Origin of the sequence: Schaedlerella arabinosiphila (assembly GCF_003885045.1) — a bacterium.
GTDB lineage: Bacteria > Bacillota > Clostridia > Lachnospirales > Lachnospiraceae > Schaedlerella > Schaedlerella arabinosiphila.
The window spans coordinates 2,753,218-2,769,543 of sequence record NZ_RHJS01000002.1; the positions used below are offsets into that span (position 1 = coordinate 2,753,218).

Consider the following 16,326-nt stretch of genomic DNA (forward strand, 5'->3'; position numbering starts at 1 on the left):
TATGAATGCCGCCTCCTCTTCCGATATAATTACAGCCTCATTTTATCGGCAGATGAAACGCGCTTTATTGTTTAGTATATCACAAATTTTATGGGAACGAAAGTGATTTTTGTGAAACGATCCGAGAAGTACCGCGGAAATTCTTAACCCCTCCTGACGAGTGTTTCAGGACTCGATTTTTAGTAAAAATGCACAATTTTTTCAAGTTTTCTTTTTTCGCTGCATAAATATTGACCAATTTCATTTTACATGATATACTTCTAACTAACTTCACAGCTAAACCACAAAAAGGAGGATTTCGATTATGAAAAAGTTTGTAGCATTGTTTTTGGCCCTTACCCTGACATGCGGGCTGGCTGCCTGCGGAGGAGGCGGCAACAGCGGCGGCGGAGACAGCAATGATACCGGCGGCAGCGGCGCTTCTACTGAGGAGAGCACCGACGGGGACGAGAAGGAGGACAGCGGGTCCGGCGAAAAGGTTGCCATCAATGTCATTGCTGCCCAGTATGGCCAGAACACCACAAAATGGTGGTCGGATTTTGTAAAAGATTTTACAACCGAATATCCGAACATCGACCTGACCGTAGAAGTGGAATCCTGGAATGATATCTATACCGTAGTGAATACCCGGATCTCCAACAATGACGCGCCTGACATCCTGAACATTGACGTATTTGCCAATTATCAGGCGGACGACCTTCTCCTTCCGGCAGAAGACTTTGTTTCCGATGAGACTTACAAAAAGATGTATCCTGCATTCCTGGAGCAGTCCAATGTGGACGGCACCATCTGGGCGATCCCGGATCTGGCTTCCGCACGTGCCCTGTATGTGAATAAGGACATTCTGGATGCGGCAAAGGTAGAGATCCCGACTACATGGGATGAACTGAAAAAAGCCTGCGAGGCAATCAAAGCTTATGATTCCAAGATTTATCCGTGGGGCATTGACATGACCACTGACGAAGGCCAGGCGGCATTTGCTTATTACACCTGGAACAACGGCGGCGGATTCGTGGATGAAGACAACAACTGGGCGCTGAACAGCGATGAGAACGTAGAAGCGGTTGAGTTCGCGATCAGCCTGGTAAAGGACGGCTATACCAACAGCGATCCTTCCAACGATACCCGTTATGACCTTCAGGATATGTTCGGAGCAGGCCAGGTTGCTATGATGATCGGACCGAACAGCATTCCGACTTACATCGCGGACGGAGGATACAGCGTGAACTATGAGGTAGCCCCGATCCCGACAAACGGCGACAATGAATCTGTCTCCGCAGGCGTTATGGACCGTTTCATGTGCTTCGACAACGGCTATTCCGACGCAGAGCTGGAAGCCATCAAGACTTTCTTTGATTACTTCTACGAGGATACCCGTTATTCTGACTGGGTTCTGATGGAAGGCTTCCTGCCTGCGACTTCCACCGGAGGAGAGATCCTGGCTGAGGCAGATGAAAGTATGGCAAGCTGGGTTGATATCGTAGGAAGCTGTAACTTCTATCCGACCGCTAAGACGGAATGGGATGATGTAAAACAGGGCGTTATCAATGTAGAACAGCAGGCATTGCTGGACGGCAATGTAAAGGAACTCTTAGACGAGCTCCAGGCTGAGATCGCAGAATAGTCTGCTTTTAACAGCTTTTTTGCAATACAACGTATACATAGTGGGCCCGGCTGGCTGCGGCCGGGTCCACTTTTCTATTTATTTATAATAGTAAAACGAGGGCTTTTCAAGCATTACAAGTTTTAACCGGTTTGAGAAAAAATAGGGAGGTGTCCCCCGTGAAAAATAAATCTTTTCGTAAGATAGAACCTTATATCTGGATTCTACCCAGTATTATTCTAATGGCGGTCTTTATTTTGATCCCCATCGTTTTCGTCTTTCGGATGTCGCTCAGCGACGTCAGCAAGGCGGGTATCATCAAGGGCTTTTCCGGCTTCGCCAATTTTACCAAGGTCATGCACAGTTCCGCTTTCAAGCTGGTTCTGAAGAATACCATCGTCTGGACGGTGGCGGTGGTGGTACTGTCCACCCTGCTGGGATTTATACTGGCCCTGATCCTGAACAATGAGTTCCGGGGCCGGAAGATCGCCCGGGCCATCATAGTCTTCCCGTGGGCAACTACACTGGTGATCCAGGCCAGCGCATGGAAGTTCATCATTGACACGGACTACGGTACTCTCAATACCCTGCTGCTCCGCCTTGGGATCATTGAACAGTCCATTAACTGGACGCCGACGGCGGAAGCATACTTTACATGGGAGATCGCCTGCGGTATCTTTGTCACAATCCCGTTTGTCACGTTCTGCGTCCTCTCCGGCCTGCAGAGCATTGATTCCACCTATTACGAGGCGGCTACCGTGGACGGCGCGAACTACTGGCAGAAGCTTTTCCAGATCACCATGCCCCTGGTCCGTTCTTCCCTGACGGTCAGTACGGTACTGAATATCATTTATGTATTCAACTCCTTCCCGATCATCTGGACGATCACCAAAGGAGATCCTGCCAACCATACGGACACCCTGGTTACCTACCTCTACAAGCTGGCGTTCTATAACGGGAAGCAGGGACAGGCGGCTGCAGTTTCCGTGATCGGTTTCATGATCCTGCTGTTGTGCTCCAGTGTATACATGGTCTATACCTTGAAGAAAGGAGATGAATGATATGGCAAAAAAGCAGCTTACTTTAAAAGGAACCCTTCTGCGTGTCCTGCTCTATCTTGTCGTGATCGTGGTCTGCATCGTCACGCTGTATCCGTATTTTGCCATGTTCTGTACCGCCCTGAAGAGCAGGGCCGAGATTTTCTCCATGAACGGCACGATCCTTCCGATCAATGCGCTTTGGTCCAACTTCATTGATATCTGGAGCCGGGCGCCGATGGCAAACTATATGCTGAACTCGCTTCTGATCGCAGGCGGCTCCACACTCATCGCCATGCTCTGCGGCATCCCTGCCGCTTACGCCCTGGCGCGTATGAAGTTCAAGGGACAGACCGCCTTTCTGGGATTTGTCATCGTTTCCCAGATGTTCGCTCCGGTAGTCCTGCTGATCGGTATTTACAAGGTAATGTCGATCTTAAGCCTGACAGACAGCATTCTCGGGCTGGTCTTCATCAATGCCGCGTTTAACCAGGCGTTTACCATCTGGCTGCTGCGCGGAACCTTTATGGGGATCTCCGCGGAGATGGAACAGGCGGCCACCATCGACGGCTGCAACCGCATCCAGGGCATGACAAAGGTCCTGCTTCCGGTAGCGGCTCCCGGGATCGTAACCACACTGATCTTTATCTTCATCAATGCGTGGAATGAATATACCGTTGCCCTGTGCCTGATCTCCACCAGCGAGAAGGAGCCCCTGACAGTCGGTATCAATGTCTTCAACGGTTACAACATGATTGAATGGCAGTATCTGTTTGCCGCATCGCTGTTTGCGATCATTCCTGTCGTGATCCTGTTCATGGGCATTGAAAAGAACCTGGTCAGCGGACTCGCTTCCGGCGGTGTAAAGGGCTGATCCGGCAGACTGCTAAGCTTTACCGGCTGTTTTCGCCTATGTGCGTGAAATGACTGTAAGCAGCAACACATACGATGATAGATTAAGGAGCCTTGCGGCTCCTTTTTTTAATACTATCGTATGCAGAAACACTGCCAGCGGCAGGTTTTCTGTATGTCACTGCTTCTTCTGCATGGACAAAAGCTTATCCAGATAGACCGATTTAAACTGCCTGCTTGCCAGCGCCTGCTTCATGGGCGGAAGCTTTAAGATGGCTCCGAATACGGCTGCCATGGCCCTGTGGTTGGCAAATGCCTGGTTATCGAAGATGAGGTTCTGCAAGGTTCCTTTTTCGATGGCCTGGAGGACAAACCGGTGGGTGCTGTTTACCGGCGTGATCACCTGCACCGGACGCCTGTTCAGCCGGATCGCCTTGGTGGGGCAGTTCCGCGCACAGACACCGCAGCCAAGGCAGATCTCGGTATCGATCACAGGCTGTTTTCCGGCTTTTTCTTCCCCATCCTGCTCCCGCTCTTCCAATTTGACAGCCAGGATTGGGCAGACCTTCGCACATTTCCCGCATCCGATGCATGTTTCCAGAGATACTTCCGGAATATAGTTGGTGGTGGCCACCGGCTGCATGGGACTGAAACGCCTTGCCGCCTGCAGCGCCTCACAGCAGCAGCCGCAGCAGTTGCAGATAAATGCCGGGTGTTCTCTGACATTTTCCCCGATCTGAACCAGATTGCCGGCATAGGAACGCTCCAGGGCATCCTTCGCCTCTTCTTTGGAGATCAGCCGTGCATACTCCCCATGTTCGGCCAGGGAACGGGCCACGTTGTCAAAGGTCAGGCATACGTCCCAAGGCGCGTCGATCTCGCAGGGATGTCCGGCATGGTACATCTTGTGCCTGCAGTAGCAGGTGCCAAGCCCTATATACTCTGCCTCCTCTACGATATGCGCGGCGCGTTCGTAGTCCAGGATGTGGTTGGTCTTTTCGTTGGTCAGCACCGGCTCCTGGACGAACACCCGCCCCAGCCTTGTCTCTGTCGCAAAAAACAGATCCTTGACAAAATCCTCCTCCACATTCATATACTGGTAATACAGTTCGCTCAGATACTTCTGGTCAATATCGCCCCTCGTACGCATCAGCGCGAACTCTATAAATCCTGCCATCGGCGGCGGCATCACGAACTGACGCTGTCCGTGGTAATCCGAATCCACCAGCAGCGCCTTTTCGCAGAGGTGGTCCAGCAGCTTTTCCGCCTTCGCTTCCGTCGTCCCCCAGATCTTCGCCGCCTTTTTCAGGGTGAAGGGTCGGACCGGGAGCAGCGCCACCCACTTTGCCTCCTTCTCCGTGTATAATACCTGCAGGATCTTATATAATGTATCCGACGCCGGGGCTCCCTGGGTAAACCAGTTGATCCTCTCCTCCAGATTCCTGTAGGCATCTCTCGTTGTCAAATGTCCCATCTTTGATTCGCCTCCTGTATTGTGAAGCCTGCCGTCCTGCTTTCGGACAGCCCTGTTGTCCTGTTACTCTGGTAGTATAGCACAGTTTGGCCCTGAAAGGTTACTTTTTTCTCAGTCCCATTCTTTTTGGATCCCAGGCAGGCTCCTGGTCAAGTGCGTCCTGCAGCCTTGGACAGGCTGTGAATTGCGGCGATCTCTTCTATGGGGATCAAGGTTCCGTCCTCCAGCACCAGGATCCTTTCATGCTCCCTGATCCCTTTCACATGTCCAAAGGCATTCACATAGACGCCTCCGGACTTTTTCAGATCCGGTACGAAATAGGTGACGGAAACAGCCGGCCCACTGCCAAGCTGACTTCGGATCTCCTGCAGCTTTCGGTCCAGAATGGCCTTTTGCTCCTCGTCCAGCTCAATCCGCTCTTCTGTCAGGCGGGCGGCTTCCTGTACCGCCTCATGGTGTCCCGTAAGCGCCGCGAAGGGTGCGAACTGCGCCGCCCGGTCCGCCACGGGCATAGGAGGGTGTGTCCTGGATACCGGATGGGGAAGATCGATCATATCCTGGTATTTGTACATCTCCTTCTGGTTCATCATGCCCCGCGCAGCTTCCTTCATGCCCTGTGCCCTCCGATCTGATTATTTCTGTCCATAGCGGTGGCTCCTTCCACCAGGCTGACCCCTTTGAGGAGCGCATTTTTCCCATATCTTTTTTTGATGTCCAGCATGGCCTTCTGCAGCTTCCTCTCCCGCCCCAGCTCCGCCTCCTCTTCCTCCCGTTCCCTCTCCAGGCTGGCATAATCCGTAAACAGGTCAAGCTGTTCAAAGACGGGCGCATGGGACGCAAGGCTTTCCTCTTCCACATGGTTTGCGCTGACTGCAATCCTTCTGACAAGATAGATGGGATTGATGATCCTGTCATACAGCTCTAAGACCGCTTTCACGAGATATCTGGCAGATGAAGTGCTCCGCTTCAGATTCGCGGATCCGTGGGCGTGCTTTGGGAGCTTCCGTCCGTACCGGTCCGTCGTCACCCCGCCGGCTCCCCGATCCTGCGCCATGGGATTGGAGAGGTTCCCGATATCATAGCCCACAGTAAGGATCACCTGGTCTGTCACCAGCCCCTTGTCCACCAGGTCCAGCGCAAGCTGCTCCGTCATCTCCCGGACGACCAGCCTTGCCTTTTCCGCGGAATAGGGACAGTGCAGGACCTGGCCGGAGCCGATACTGCTGTTAGAAGGCTTGTATGCCTTGATGTCTGCCATGGTACAGGGCTCCCACCCCCAGGCATGGTCGATGAGCAATTCGGCATTGATCCCAAACAGCTTATACAGCAGATCTTCGCTGTAGTACTCCCCGGGCTTTCCGATGGAGCATCTGGCCACGTCTCCCATGGTAAACATGCCGTACTCCTCCAGCTTTTTCGCGTAGCCTCTGCCGATGCGCCAGAAATCCGTGATGGGGCGGTGGGCCCACAGAATCCGGCGGTAGCTCTTCTCATTCAGGCTGGCGATCCGTACCCCGCTGCTGTCCGGCGGTATATGCTTTGCCACAATATCCATGGCCACCTTGCACAGATACAGATTGGTGCCGATCCCCGCCGTGGCTGTGATCCCTGTCTCCTCCTGGATCTCCCGTATGATCTTCCCTGCCAGTTCCCGGGCCGACAGGCGGTAGGTGCCCAGGTAATGGGTCACATCCATCATAATCTCGTCGATGGAGTATACGTGGCAGTCCTCCGGCGCAACATACCTCAGATAGATCTGATAGATCCTGGTGCTGTACTCAATATAATGGGCCATCCTCGGCACAGCGACCATATAATCAAGAGCCAACCCGGGGGACGCCCTGAGTTCGGTATCGTCACAGGAAGAACCCTCCAGACGGCGGCCTGGAGCCTGCATCTGACGCTCTGCATTCACCTCCCCGACCCTCCGGATAACCTCGAAAAGCCTTGCCCTTCCGGCAATCCCGTAAGCCTTCAGGGAAGGGGATACCGCCAGACAGATCGTCTTCTCGGTGCGGCTCAGGTCCGCCACCACCAGGTTCGTGGTCATCGGATCCAGACCTCTCTCCACACATTCTACTGAAGCATAAAATGACTTCAGATCAATCGCGATATAGATATGTTCCCCGGACACTGCAGCATGCACCTCCCTGCCGTATATTCGCACCTCTCACTCAAACATCTGTTCTTTTTGTATTATATCAGAACTTATGTTTGTTTTCAATAGGATAAAAATGTATTTTTTTATGAAATTCAGTAAAATATCCTTCCCATTCCCCGTCGTTTCATACATTTCACAATATCAACCTTTATAGTTCTTATATATAGATATACAATCTCGTTTTAAGAAACCTGCTATACCGGTACAATAGAAAGTGCAGAAGCGGTACAATCTGCTTTGGGGCAGGGGAGACCCGGCAGGCCGGAAGGTGTCTGGGTCAGCAACAGACAATGCTCTCATTCAGGACAGGCGGTGAATACTTATGAAAGAAAACAACAGTACCTATACGTTTGACTTCGCTCCCATCGGGCTGGAGATCAAAAAGGCCCGGGAAGCCAGGAAGATCACACGTGAAAAGTTAGTGGAAACGCTTGATATTTCCACACGGCATCTGCAGGCAATCGAAATTGAAGGACGATATCCCAGCTTTGGTCTTCTGGTTCGTCTCATCACAATGTTTGACATTCCCATAGACCAATATATATTTCCCGACCAGGAAGGTCTCAAAAGCGTGGAACGCAAGCGGCTGGATCTGCTTCTCGACAAATTAGACGAGAACGATCTCTCGATTATCGAGGCAACCGCCACGGGACTTTTTCAGGCAAGAAAAAAAACAGAGGACTGACTCCTCTGTTCTTTTTTTGCAGCCGCAGGCTTTACTTGTCTTCATTCTCCCCCGGCTCTTCCCTGAGCCTGAGCACGCCGTCGATCAGAATCCGGGCATCATCAAAAATGTAGTCAAAGGCGCCCGCCTGGTACATGTTGATGATGACCATCCCCACCGGCACGGACAGGATCAGTCCCAGCACACTGCTGACCCGGTAGCCGATATAGAGCAGAACCAGCGTCACCAGAGGGTTCATCCCTATACTGTCCGCCACCAGCTTGGGCTGCAGGATCTGCCGGAGGAGCTGGGTCAATGCGTAGATCACGATCAGCATAAAGGCAGTCTTGTAATCCCCCACCAGAATTTTATACAGCGCCCACGGGATCATGGCGGTCCCGGTTCCAAAAAACGGGAGGAAGTCCAGAAACGCGATGAGAAACGCGATCAATGCGAAATAATGGATCTTTAACAGGGCAAAGCCTGCCATCAGAATCAAAAACACGACTCCCATGATCTTGAACTGCGCTTTAAAATATCCTCCCACCGCATACCGCAGGTTGTCCATCACAAGCGTCATCCGTTTTACAACGGCCTGAGGCATCACTTTTTTGGCCCAGCACAGGATCTCATCCCGCTCCACTGTGAAGAAGTAGGCAGATATAACCGAGACCAGGATGGAGACCAGATAGAATGGCAGGCGCATGGCCAAATTTCCTGCCGCCGTCACCGTAGGCTCCCCGATCTTTGAGATCAGGTCCCCCATATATTCATTCAGGTTGGACATCATGGTCTGGAAGGCGCTGCGAACCTCCTCGGGAAGACGGGCAAACAGTCCGGACATGGAGCTGCCGATCTTCTGCAGCCCGGTGGAGAGCTGGCCGTACAGATCCGGAATATTTTTCAGCAGATCGCCCACCTCCGTCACAAGCCGGCTGAATGCCAGGTAAAACAGCAACACGATCAGCCCGATGACCAGCACCACGATCAGGGCCGACCCCAGCTTTTTCACAATTTTAAAATGCTTTTCCAGCCAGTTTACGACCGGCGCCGCAATGGCCGAAATACACCATCCGATTACAAACGGCATAAAGAAAACGATTGCCTTCACTCCTATGATGATAAATGCAGCAGTAGCCAGAAGACTGAACACCAGACTCACCGCCACCTGCCAGTATGGCCGCTTATTTTCCATGAATCTACACACCTCTGTCCTGTTTAACGTCCGGATTGCTCCGCCTGATTTTCCCTACCTGTGCCGCTCTTTGGAATCCTCCGGCTGCGGCTAAAGTTCACTCCTCCTGTCCCAGTTCCGTACATGCCTCGATGACTTCCCATATCTCATCCCGTCCCTGTTTTGTGACGGAAGAAAATGGGATCACCTTTGTTCCGGGAACCAGATCCAGCCCTTCCTTGACCACCTTGATCTGCTTCTGTACCTGGCTGCGCTTCAGCTTGTCCAGCTTGGTCAGGATCATGATCGGCTGAAATCCCTTGTCCAGAATCCATTCATACATCATCCTGTCGTTTGCCGACGGCACATGCCGGATATCAATCAACAGAAAGACGGCTTTCAGCCGGGGCGAGCCGTGGAGGTAGCGTTCCACCAGCTTTCCCCACTGGATCTTTTCTTTTTCCGAAACCTTCGCATAACCATATCCTGGAAGGTCTACCAGGTACATGGCATCGTTGATATTGTAAAAATTGATGGTCTGGGTTTTTCCCGGGGTTGCCGAGATCCGGGCATAGGATTTCCGGTTCATCAGCCCATTGATCAAAGAGGATTTTCCCACGTTGGATTTTCCCGCAAAGGCCACCTCCGGCTTCTCATGCTCCGGAAGCCTGCTGGTAATTCCGCATACGGTTTCCAGATTTACACTTTTGATTACCATACGTTCCTCCTGTCTGTTATTGGACAAGCGCTTTCTTTAGCACCTCGTCCATATGTTCCACCGGAAGGATCTCCAGCCCTTTTGTAATCTTTGCCGAAAGTTCTTCCACATCCACTTTATTTTTCTCCGGAACCAGGACCGTCCTGATTCCCGCATTTTTGGCGGCCAGGAGCTTTTCCTTGAGGCCGCCGATGGGGAGCACGCGTCCCCGCAGCGTCACTTCTCCTGTCATGGCAAGATCCGAGCGCACCTTCCGGCCCGTGATGGCGGAAAGCATTGCCGTAGCCATGGTAATTCCGGCTGACGGCCCGTCCTTGGGAACCGCACCCTCCGGAATATGTACATGGATATCATGTTTTTCAAAAAAATCTTCCCCGATGTCATAGCGGCTGCTGATTGAACGGATGTAGCTGATTCCTGTCCTGGCAGATTCCTTCATCACATCGCCGAGCTGTCCGGTCAGCATGATCTCGCCCTTTCCGGGCATAACGTTCACTTCGATCTGCAGGGTATCCCCTCCCACGCTTGTCCACGCCAGCCCCCGGACAATCCCGACCTCGTCCGACGCATTTGCCATCTGAAAAGAATACTTCTCTTTTCCCAGATATTTCCCCAGGTTTTTCTCTGTGACCGCAATCTTTTTCTTGTCCTTTGTCAGAATCTCCTTTGCGGATTTCCGGCAGATATTTCCGATCTCCCGTTCCAACTGCCGGACTCCGGCTTCCTTTGTATAGTTCTTCGCCATTTTCCAGATCGCCTGCCTGCTGAATGTGAGACGATCCTGGGTCAGCCCGTGCTTCTCAAGCTGCTTCGGGATCAGGTGCTCCACGGCGATATGAAGCTTTTCGTTTTCCGTGTAGCTGCTGACCTCCACCACCTCCATACGGTCTAAGAGCGGCCGCGGGATCGTCTGCAGCGAATTGGCCGTGGCCACGAACAGCACCTCCGACAGATCCAGAGGTACTTCCAGGTAATGATCCCTGAAACGGCTGTTCTGTTCGCTGTCCAGAACCTCCAGAAGGGCGGAAAAGGTATCTCCCTTATAGTCTGTACTGATCTTATCAATTTCATCCAAAAGCAGCAAAGGATTTTTTACACCCGCCATGCGGATGCCGTTGGCGATTCTTCCCGGCATGGCTCCCACATAGGTTTTCCGATGCCCCCGGATCTCCGCCTCGTCCCGCACGCCCCCCAGAGAAATCCGGACATAAGGCTTTTTCAGCGCCCTGGCCAGCGACTTCGCGATGGAGGTCTTGCCTGTTCCAGGCGGCCCTACCAGGCAGAGTATGGGGCTTTCCCCCTTCTTTGTCAGGGTACGCACGGCAAGAAATTCCAGCACCCTCTCCTTCACCTGCTCCAGCCCGTAGTGGTCCTCCTCCAGAACCCGCTCTGCAAAGGCTATGTCCTGGCTGTCCTTGGCCGCCTTGTTCCAGGGCATCTCCAAAAGCGTCTCGATATACGTGCGGATAACGCCGCTCTCCGCCGGAGAGTTCAGGGAGCTTTTAAAGCGGCTGATCTCTTTTGCCAGCTTGTCCTTGACCTCCTTCGATGCCTTCAGTTTTTTTGCCGCCTGTTCAAACTCTTCCGCATCGGTCAGTGTGGTGTCGTCCCCCAGCTCCTCCCGGATCAGTTTTAGCTGTTCCCGAAGAATATATTCCCGCTGGTGCTTATCCACACGTTCCTTGACCTTTGCCCGGATATCATCCTTGATATCCATAATCTGCACTTCATTGACCAGCTTAAATGCCAGCATCTCATACCGCTTCCAGAAATCCGTCTGGTTGAGGATCTCCTGCTGGTCGGTATAATAGAGCGGAATATTGGCTGAGATCTCGTCCACCAGTTCCTTGAGATCCTTGATCTCCAGGATGCGTCCCACCCCTTCCTTGGACATTTTCCCGTTTTTTGCGGCATAGTCCACGAAAATGTCCTTCAGGCCGCGTATCATGGCCTGGCCGTTCAAGTCCTCCGGCGACTGGAAATCCGATTCATCCAGGATCTCCACCTCCGTCCGCAGATAGGGCGTCTTATATTCGATACTTTTCAATATCCCTCTCGTCTCTCCGGCGACTAAGACCCGGAGGATCTTCTTCGGCAGCTTGATGATCTGCCTGACGGAAGCCACCGTTCCGACCTCATACATCTCCTCCAGCCCCGGATCCTCCGCGTCCTGATCCCTCTGCAGTACAAGAAAGATTTTCTGATCCTCCACCATGGCCTCCTGCACCGCGGCAATCGACCGTTCCCGGCTGATGTCGAAATGCACGACCATCTCCGGCATGATCGTCATGCCCCGGAGGGCAACCGTGGGGAGACTTTTTATTTCACTTTTCATGTATTCCTTCTCCTCGCTTAAACCTGTTGGCACAGTCAGCACCCAGTCCTGTCTCTGACCGCTGCTGATACTCTGCAAGATTGTACTCCATATGAAAAAGGCAGGTACATGGTTCATCCATAATACCCGCCCCAATCTTATACCTTATTAAACGGCCGAATGGCCATAACGGGATGCCCTTGGGTATACCTTATCAAACGGCCGAATGGCCATAAAGTCATGCACTCTGGGAGGTCAGAAACGACCTGCGTTCCTCTCCGTCGCATTCATAGAGCGGCTCTCCGGTTCCCGTCACCACATCCTTTGTGATCCTGCATTCCTTGATCGTCTCATCCGAAGGCACCCGGAACATGGTATCCATCATGATTCCTTCCATGATCGCCCGCAGCCCTCTTGCGCCGGTCTTTCTTGAGAGTGTTGTCTCCGCAATGGCAGTCAATGCTTCCCTGTCGAATACAAGGCGGACGCCGTCCAGCTCCAGAAGCTTCTGGTACTGCTTCACGATGGCGCTCTTCGGCTCCGTCAGAATCCGGATCAACGCCTTTTTATCCAGCATTTCCAGGGATACCGTCACCGGAAGTCGGCCTACCAGCTCGGGGATCAGGCCGAATTTGACCAGATCCTGAGGCAGCACCTCCTTGAGCAATACATCCACGTTATACTCATGCTTCGTCATGATCTCCGCATTGAAACCGATGGACTTTCTGTCCAGACGGGTCTCGATGATCTTGTCAATTCCCTCAAACGCACCGCCGCAGATAAACAGGATATTGGTCGTGTCGATCTGGATCAGCTCCTGATGGGGATGCTTTCTCCCTCCCTGGGGGGGAACTGAAGCAATGGTTCCCTCTATGATCTTCAGAAGCGCCTGCTGTACGCCTTCCCCTGACACGTCCCGGGTGATCGACGGATTTTCCGACTTTCTTGTGATCTTGTCGATCTCATCGATGTAGATGATGCCGTGCTCCGCACGCTCAATATCCCCGTCCGCCGCCTGGATCACCTTCAGAAGGATGTTCTCCACATCCTCCCCTACATATCCCGCCTCCGTCAGAGCCGTAGCGTCAGCAATGGCAAACGGAACGTTCAGAACCTTCGCAAGGGTCTGCGCAAGAAGGGTCTTTCCGCAGCCCGTAGGACCCAGCATCAGGATATTGCTCTTCTGCAGCTCCACGCCCAGATCCTGTTCCGCCAGGATTCTTTTATAATGGTTATATACCGCAACCGAAAGTACTTTTTTTGCTTCCTCCTGGCCGATCACATAATCATCCAGAAATGCTTTCATCTCTTCCGGTGTAAGCAGATTGATGTCAGCAAAAGGATTTCTCTCATCGTATTCCAGCTCTTCCTCAATAATCTCGGAGCAGACGTCCACGCACTCGTCGCATATATACGCCCCGTTGGGTCCCGCGATCAGCTTGCGGACCTGGTTCTGCGATTTATTGCAGAAAGAACATCTTACAATTTCCTCCATTACTTTTCCTGCCATTCTATTTTCACCTCATACTATAATTGGGCATTCGTAACTGTTCGGTCTCCTTACAGATACGACCTGTCTTTTATTAATGTTTTGCGATGACCTCATCCACCAGCCCGTATTCCTTCGCTTCCTGCGCGGACATGAAATTATCCCGCTCCGTATCCACCTGGATCACCTCAATGGGCTGCCCCGTATTGGCCGCCAGGATCTCATTCAATCTCTTCCGCGTGCGCAGAATGTGTTCCGCCGCGATCTGGATCTCCGTCGCCTGCCCTCTGGCCCCGCCGGATGGCTGGTGGATCATGATCTCCGCGTTGGGCAGGGCGAAACGCTTGCCCTTTGCGCCGCCGGACAGCAGGAAGGAGCCCATGCTTGCGGCCATGCCGATACATACGGTGGACACGTCGCACTTGATATACTGCATCGTATCATAGATTGCCAGGCCGGCGGTCACAGAACCGCCCGGGCTGTTGATATAGAGCTGGATATCCTTGTTGGGATCATCCGCTTCCAGAAATAAAAGCTGTGCAACGACGATGTTCGCCGACACGTCGCTTACTTCCTCTCCCAGAAATATGATCCTGTCCTTTAATAATCTGGAATAAATATCGTAGGAGCGTTCCCCTCGGCTTGTCTGTTCAATGACATAAGGTACTAAACTCATTTGAAATTCTCCTTTTTTGAATTGGCCGCCGATCTCCGGGATCAACGGCCTGCGCTTAAGCGCGCATCCTTTTTATGCTTCTACTGCTGCATCCGCGATCAGGGTGATGGCATCCTGCACCGCAATGCTTTCTTTCATCTCTTCGATCCGCTTCTCGCCCATCTGTTCCTTAAGCGCTTCCACCTCACGTCCATAGGTTTCCGCCATCTTTTTCAGTTCTTCTTCCAGACGTTCCTCTGAAACGACGATATTCTCCGCTTTTGCAACTGCTTCCAGAACCAGCCTTGTCCGGATGGTCTTTACTGCCTGTGCTTCCATATCCTGCTTCATCCGATCTTCGGTCAGCCCGGTCATCTGGAAGTACATCTCCTTTGTCATGCCCTGCATCTGGAGACGGTAACCCATATCATCCTCCATCTGCCGTACCTGCAGATCAATCATCGGCTGGGGAATATCCATCTGAGCATTCTCCGCCGCCTGATCTACAGCCTGGTCTTCGATCTGCTCCCGGGCCTGGGTCTGCTTTCTCTCCGTCAGCTTCTTCTCCACTTCCTGTCTGTACTCCGCCAGAGTCTCGCACTCGGATACGTCGGATGCAAATTCATCATCCAGTTCCGGCAGTTCCTTCTCCTTGATCGTGTGTACAGTACACTTAAATACAGCTTCCTTTCCTGCCAGTTCCTTGGAGTGGTACTGCTCCGGGAAGGTCACGTTCACTTCCATTTCCTGGCCGATCTCAGCGCCGATCAGCTGATCTTCGAATCCCGGGATAAATGCGCCGGAACCAATGGTCAGCGGGTAATCTGTCCCCTTGCCGCCTTCGAACGCCTCTCCGTCCACGAATCCTTCATAGTCCAGAGTAACCATATCATCCTTTTGCACGCTCCGGTCTGTCACCTCTACGGTTCTTGCGTTGCGCTCAAGCTCCCGTTTAATCTCCGCGTCTACATCCTCTGCGGTCACTTCCACAGGAACCTTATCTACTTTCAGCCCTTTGTATTCTCCCAGTGTCACTTCCGGCTTTGTAGCCACTTCCGCCGTAAAAATAAAGGGCTTGCCCTTCTCCATCTGTACTACGTCTACTTCCGGCTGGGATACGATATCCAGCCCGCACTCATCGTAAGCCTGGCTGTAAGCCGTCGGGATCATACGGTTGATGGCATCCTCATAAAAGATCTCCACGCCGTACATCTTCTCAATCATCTGCCGCGGTACCTTCCCCTTACGGAAGCCTGGGATGGAGAGCTTCCCGCGCTGCTTGAGATATGCAGCCTGGATCGCCTTCTCCACTTCATCCGCGCCGACCTCGATTGTAAGCTTTGCCATATTATGCTCTAACTTTTCTACCTGTAGACTCATTTTCATTTCCTCCTTAATTTGTAGTTGCCCGGCCATGTGCGGCCTCTATATTTTTCTATATGATCCGCCTGCCGAAACGATGAAAATGGCCGTTTGTCGTAAAGATCATATATCTGCAGTTCCTGTTGATACCTCATGGGTGTTCACAGTCATTAAACAAGTATAGCATAAGAATCCCCTGATTTCCAGCACTTTTTATACGAATCCTTTCCTTTATCCATCAGGAAAATAGGATGGACCGGCTGATCTCATCTGCCTTCTCTTCGCCGCACAGCAGCGCGGTCAGCTTCAGCGCAAACGGAATGGCTGTTCCCATCCCCCGGCTCGTGATGATATGTCCGTCCACGCTGACCGGCTCCTGTACCACCTCCGCGCCCTCCAGCTTTTCTTCAAACGAGGGATAGCAGCAGGCCCTGCGCCCCTTTAAAAAGCCAAGCCTGCCGAACACGCTGGGGGCCGCGCAGATCGCCGCAATGTACCGGCCCTTTTCATGATATGCCCGGAGAAGCTCCTGCAGTCCCTTATGGTTCATCAGATTCCGGGTCCCGGGCATTCCTCCCGGAAGCACCAGCATATCAGTCTCTGAAAAATCCATTTCCTCGAACAGGCAGTCCGCCTGCACGTCAATCTGGTGGGAGCCGCGGATGGTCCGCTCTCCGGTAATAGACACCGTATCTACCCGAAGTCCCGCCCTGCGCAGGATATCCACAACGGTAAGCCCTTCGATCTCTTCAAATCCGTCTGCCAGAAATACACTGATCTGTTTCATGCTCTGTCCATACTCCTTTCCAGGGGCAGAAGTCCT

14 protein-coding genes are annotated in these 16,326 nt (G+C 52.5%); 4 read left to right on the forward strand and 10 right to left on the reverse strand.

The annotated features are described in order from the left end of the window. Positions 1–304 precede the first annotated feature (304 nt). From EBB54_RS13385 to EBB54_RS13395, 3 genes are all read left to right on the forward strand, one after another. Entirely contained in the window at positions 305–1,624 is a 1,320-nt protein-coding gene (locus EBB54_RS13385; RefSeq protein ID WP_004070972.1) for an ABC transporter substrate-binding protein, read from the forward strand. Positions 1,625–1,782: 158 nt separating this feature from the next. Further along, the gene (locus EBB54_RS13390) at positions 1,783–2,664 is read left to right on the forward strand and encodes a carbohydrate ABC transporter permease (RefSeq protein ID WP_125127774.1); all 882 of its coding nucleotides are present in this window, start codon (positions 1,783–1,785) and stop codon (positions 2,662–2,664) included. Between the two features lies 1 nt (position 2,665). Continuing rightward, the gene (locus EBB54_RS13395) at positions 2,666–3,514 is read left to right on the forward strand and encodes a carbohydrate ABC transporter permease (protein WP_125127775.1); all 849 of its coding nucleotides are present in this window, start codon (positions 2,666–2,668) and stop codon (positions 3,512–3,514) included. A gap of 156 nt (positions 3,515–3,670) precedes the next feature. Here the strand turns inward: EBB54_RS13395 and EBB54_RS13400 are convergent, their stop codons facing one another. The 3 genes from EBB54_RS13400 to EBB54_RS13410 all read right to left on the reverse strand — a co-directional run bounded on the left by EBB54_RS13400 (position 3,671) and on the right by EBB54_RS13410 (position 7,100). Next, positions 3,671–4,966 carry a 4Fe-4S dicluster domain-containing protein gene (locus tag EBB54_RS13400; RefSeq protein WP_004070975.1) on the reverse strand — a complete coding sequence of 432 codons (1,296 nt, stop codon included), beginning with the start codon at positions 4,964–4,966 and terminating at the stop codon, positions 3,671–3,673. A gap of 149 nt (positions 4,967–5,115) precedes the next feature. Next, positions 5,116–5,577 carry a hypothetical protein gene (locus tag EBB54_RS13405; RefSeq protein WP_125127776.1) on the reverse strand — a complete coding sequence of 154 codons (462 nt, stop codon included), beginning with the start codon at positions 5,575–5,577 and terminating at the stop codon, positions 5,116–5,118. Next, positions 5,574–7,100 (reverse strand): Y-family DNA polymerase, encoded by a 1,527-nt coding sequence (locus EBB54_RS13410; RefSeq protein ID WP_004070977.1) that lies wholly within the window; start codon positions 7,098–7,100, stop codon positions 5,574–5,576. The genes EBB54_RS13405 and EBB54_RS13410 overlap by 4 nt, the downstream gene beginning before the upstream one ends. 349 nt (positions 7,101–7,449) lie before the next feature. On the opposite strand from EBB54_RS13410, the gene EBB54_RS13415 reads away from it, so the two are divergent. Then, positions 7,450–7,812, forward strand: coding sequence for a helix-turn-helix domain-containing protein (locus EBB54_RS13415; protein ID WP_125127777.1), 363 nt, complete (start codon positions 7,450–7,452; stop codon positions 7,810–7,812). A gap of 31 nt (positions 7,813–7,843) precedes the next feature. Here the strand turns inward: EBB54_RS13415 and ytvI are convergent, their stop codons facing one another. The 7 genes from ytvI to EBB54_RS13450 form a co-directional block, all read right to left on the reverse strand. Beyond that, complete coding sequence (gene ytvI, locus EBB54_RS13420; RefSeq protein WP_125127778.1) at positions 7,844–8,986, reverse strand: sporulation integral membrane protein YtvI; 1,143 nt, start codon at positions 8,984–8,986, stop codon at positions 7,844–7,846. Positions 8,987–9,083: 97 nt separating this feature from the next. Beyond that, on the reverse strand, positions 9,084–9,683 hold the full coding sequence (gene yihA, locus EBB54_RS13425; protein WP_004070982.1) for a ribosome biogenesis GTP-binding protein YihA/YsxC: 600 nt from the start codon (positions 9,681–9,683) through the stop codon (positions 9,084–9,086). Between the two features lie 16 nt (positions 9,684–9,699). After that, positions 9,700–12,018: an endopeptidase La gene (lon, locus tag EBB54_RS13430; protein WP_125127779.1), complete on the reverse strand. Its 2,319-nt coding sequence runs from the start codon at positions 12,016–12,018 to the stop codon at positions 9,700–9,702. Positions 12,019–12,235: 217 nt separating this feature from the next. Then, on the reverse strand, positions 12,236–13,507 hold the full coding sequence (gene clpX, locus EBB54_RS13435; RefSeq protein WP_004070984.1) for an ATP-dependent Clp protease ATP-binding subunit ClpX: 1,272 nt from the start codon (positions 13,505–13,507) through the stop codon (positions 12,236–12,238). Between the two features lie 73 nt (positions 13,508–13,580). Next, positions 13,581–14,162: an ATP-dependent Clp endopeptidase proteolytic subunit ClpP gene (clpP, locus tag EBB54_RS13440; protein ID WP_004070985.1), complete on the reverse strand. Its 582-nt coding sequence runs from the start codon at positions 14,160–14,162 to the stop codon at positions 13,581–13,583. Positions 14,163–14,234: 72 nt separating this feature from the next. Next, complete coding sequence (gene tig, locus EBB54_RS13445) at positions 14,235–15,521, reverse strand: trigger factor (RefSeq protein WP_044989970.1); 1,287 nt, start codon at positions 15,519–15,521, stop codon at positions 14,235–14,237. Between the two features lie 220 nt (positions 15,522–15,741). Beyond that, a complete protein-coding gene (locus EBB54_RS13450) occupies positions 15,742–16,290 on the reverse strand; it encodes a DJ-1 family glyoxalase III (RefSeq protein WP_125127780.1) in 549 nt (182 codons plus the stop codon). Positions 16,291–16,326: the final 36 nt, after the last annotated feature.

Excerpts from the sequence above, each read along its gene's own strand:
- EBB54_RS13385 (WP_004070972.1), top strand. The coding sequence starts at position 305 with ATGAAAAAGTTTGTAGCATTGTTTTTGGCCCTTACCCTGACATGCGGG.
- EBB54_RS13395 (WP_125127775.1), top strand. The coding sequence starts at position 2,666 with ATGGCAAAAAAGCAGCTTACTTTAAAAGGAACCCTTCTGCGTGTCCTG.
- EBB54_RS13400 (WP_004070975.1), bottom strand. The coding sequence starts at position 4,966 with ATGGGACATTTGACAACGAGAGATGCCTACAGGAATCTGGAGGAGAGG.
- EBB54_RS13405 (WP_125127776.1), bottom strand. The coding sequence starts at position 5,577 with ATGAAGGAAGCTGCGCGGGGCATGATGAACCAGAAGGAGATGTACAAA.
- EBB54_RS13415 (WP_125127777.1), top strand. The coding sequence starts at position 7,450 with ATGAAAGAAAACAACAGTACCTATACGTTTGACTTCGCTCCCATCGGG.
- ytvI (WP_125127778.1), bottom strand. The coding sequence starts at position 8,986 with ATGGAAAATAAGCGGCCATACTGGCAGGTGGCGGTGAGTCTGGTGTTC.
- yihA (WP_004070982.1), bottom strand. The coding sequence starts at position 9,683 with ATGGTAATCAAAAGTGTAAATCTGGAAACCGTATGCGGAATTACCAGC.
- lon (WP_125127779.1), bottom strand. The coding sequence starts at position 12,018 with ATGAAAAGTGAAATAAAAAGTCTCCCCACGGTTGCCCTCCGGGGCATG.
- clpX (WP_004070984.1), bottom strand. The coding sequence starts at position 13,507 with ATGGCAGGAAAAGTAATGGAGGAAATTGTAAGATGTTCTTTCTGCAAT.
- clpP (WP_004070985.1), bottom strand. The coding sequence starts at position 14,162 with ATGAGTTTAGTACCTTATGTCATTGAACAGACAAGCCGAGGGGAACGC.
- tig (WP_044989970.1), bottom strand. The coding sequence starts at position 15,521 with ATGAGTCTACAGGTAGAAAAGTTAGAGCATAATATGGCAAAGCTTACA.
- EBB54_RS13450 (WP_125127780.1), bottom strand. The coding sequence starts at position 16,290 with ATGAAACAGATCAGTGTATTTCTGGCAGACGGATTTGAAGAGATCGAA.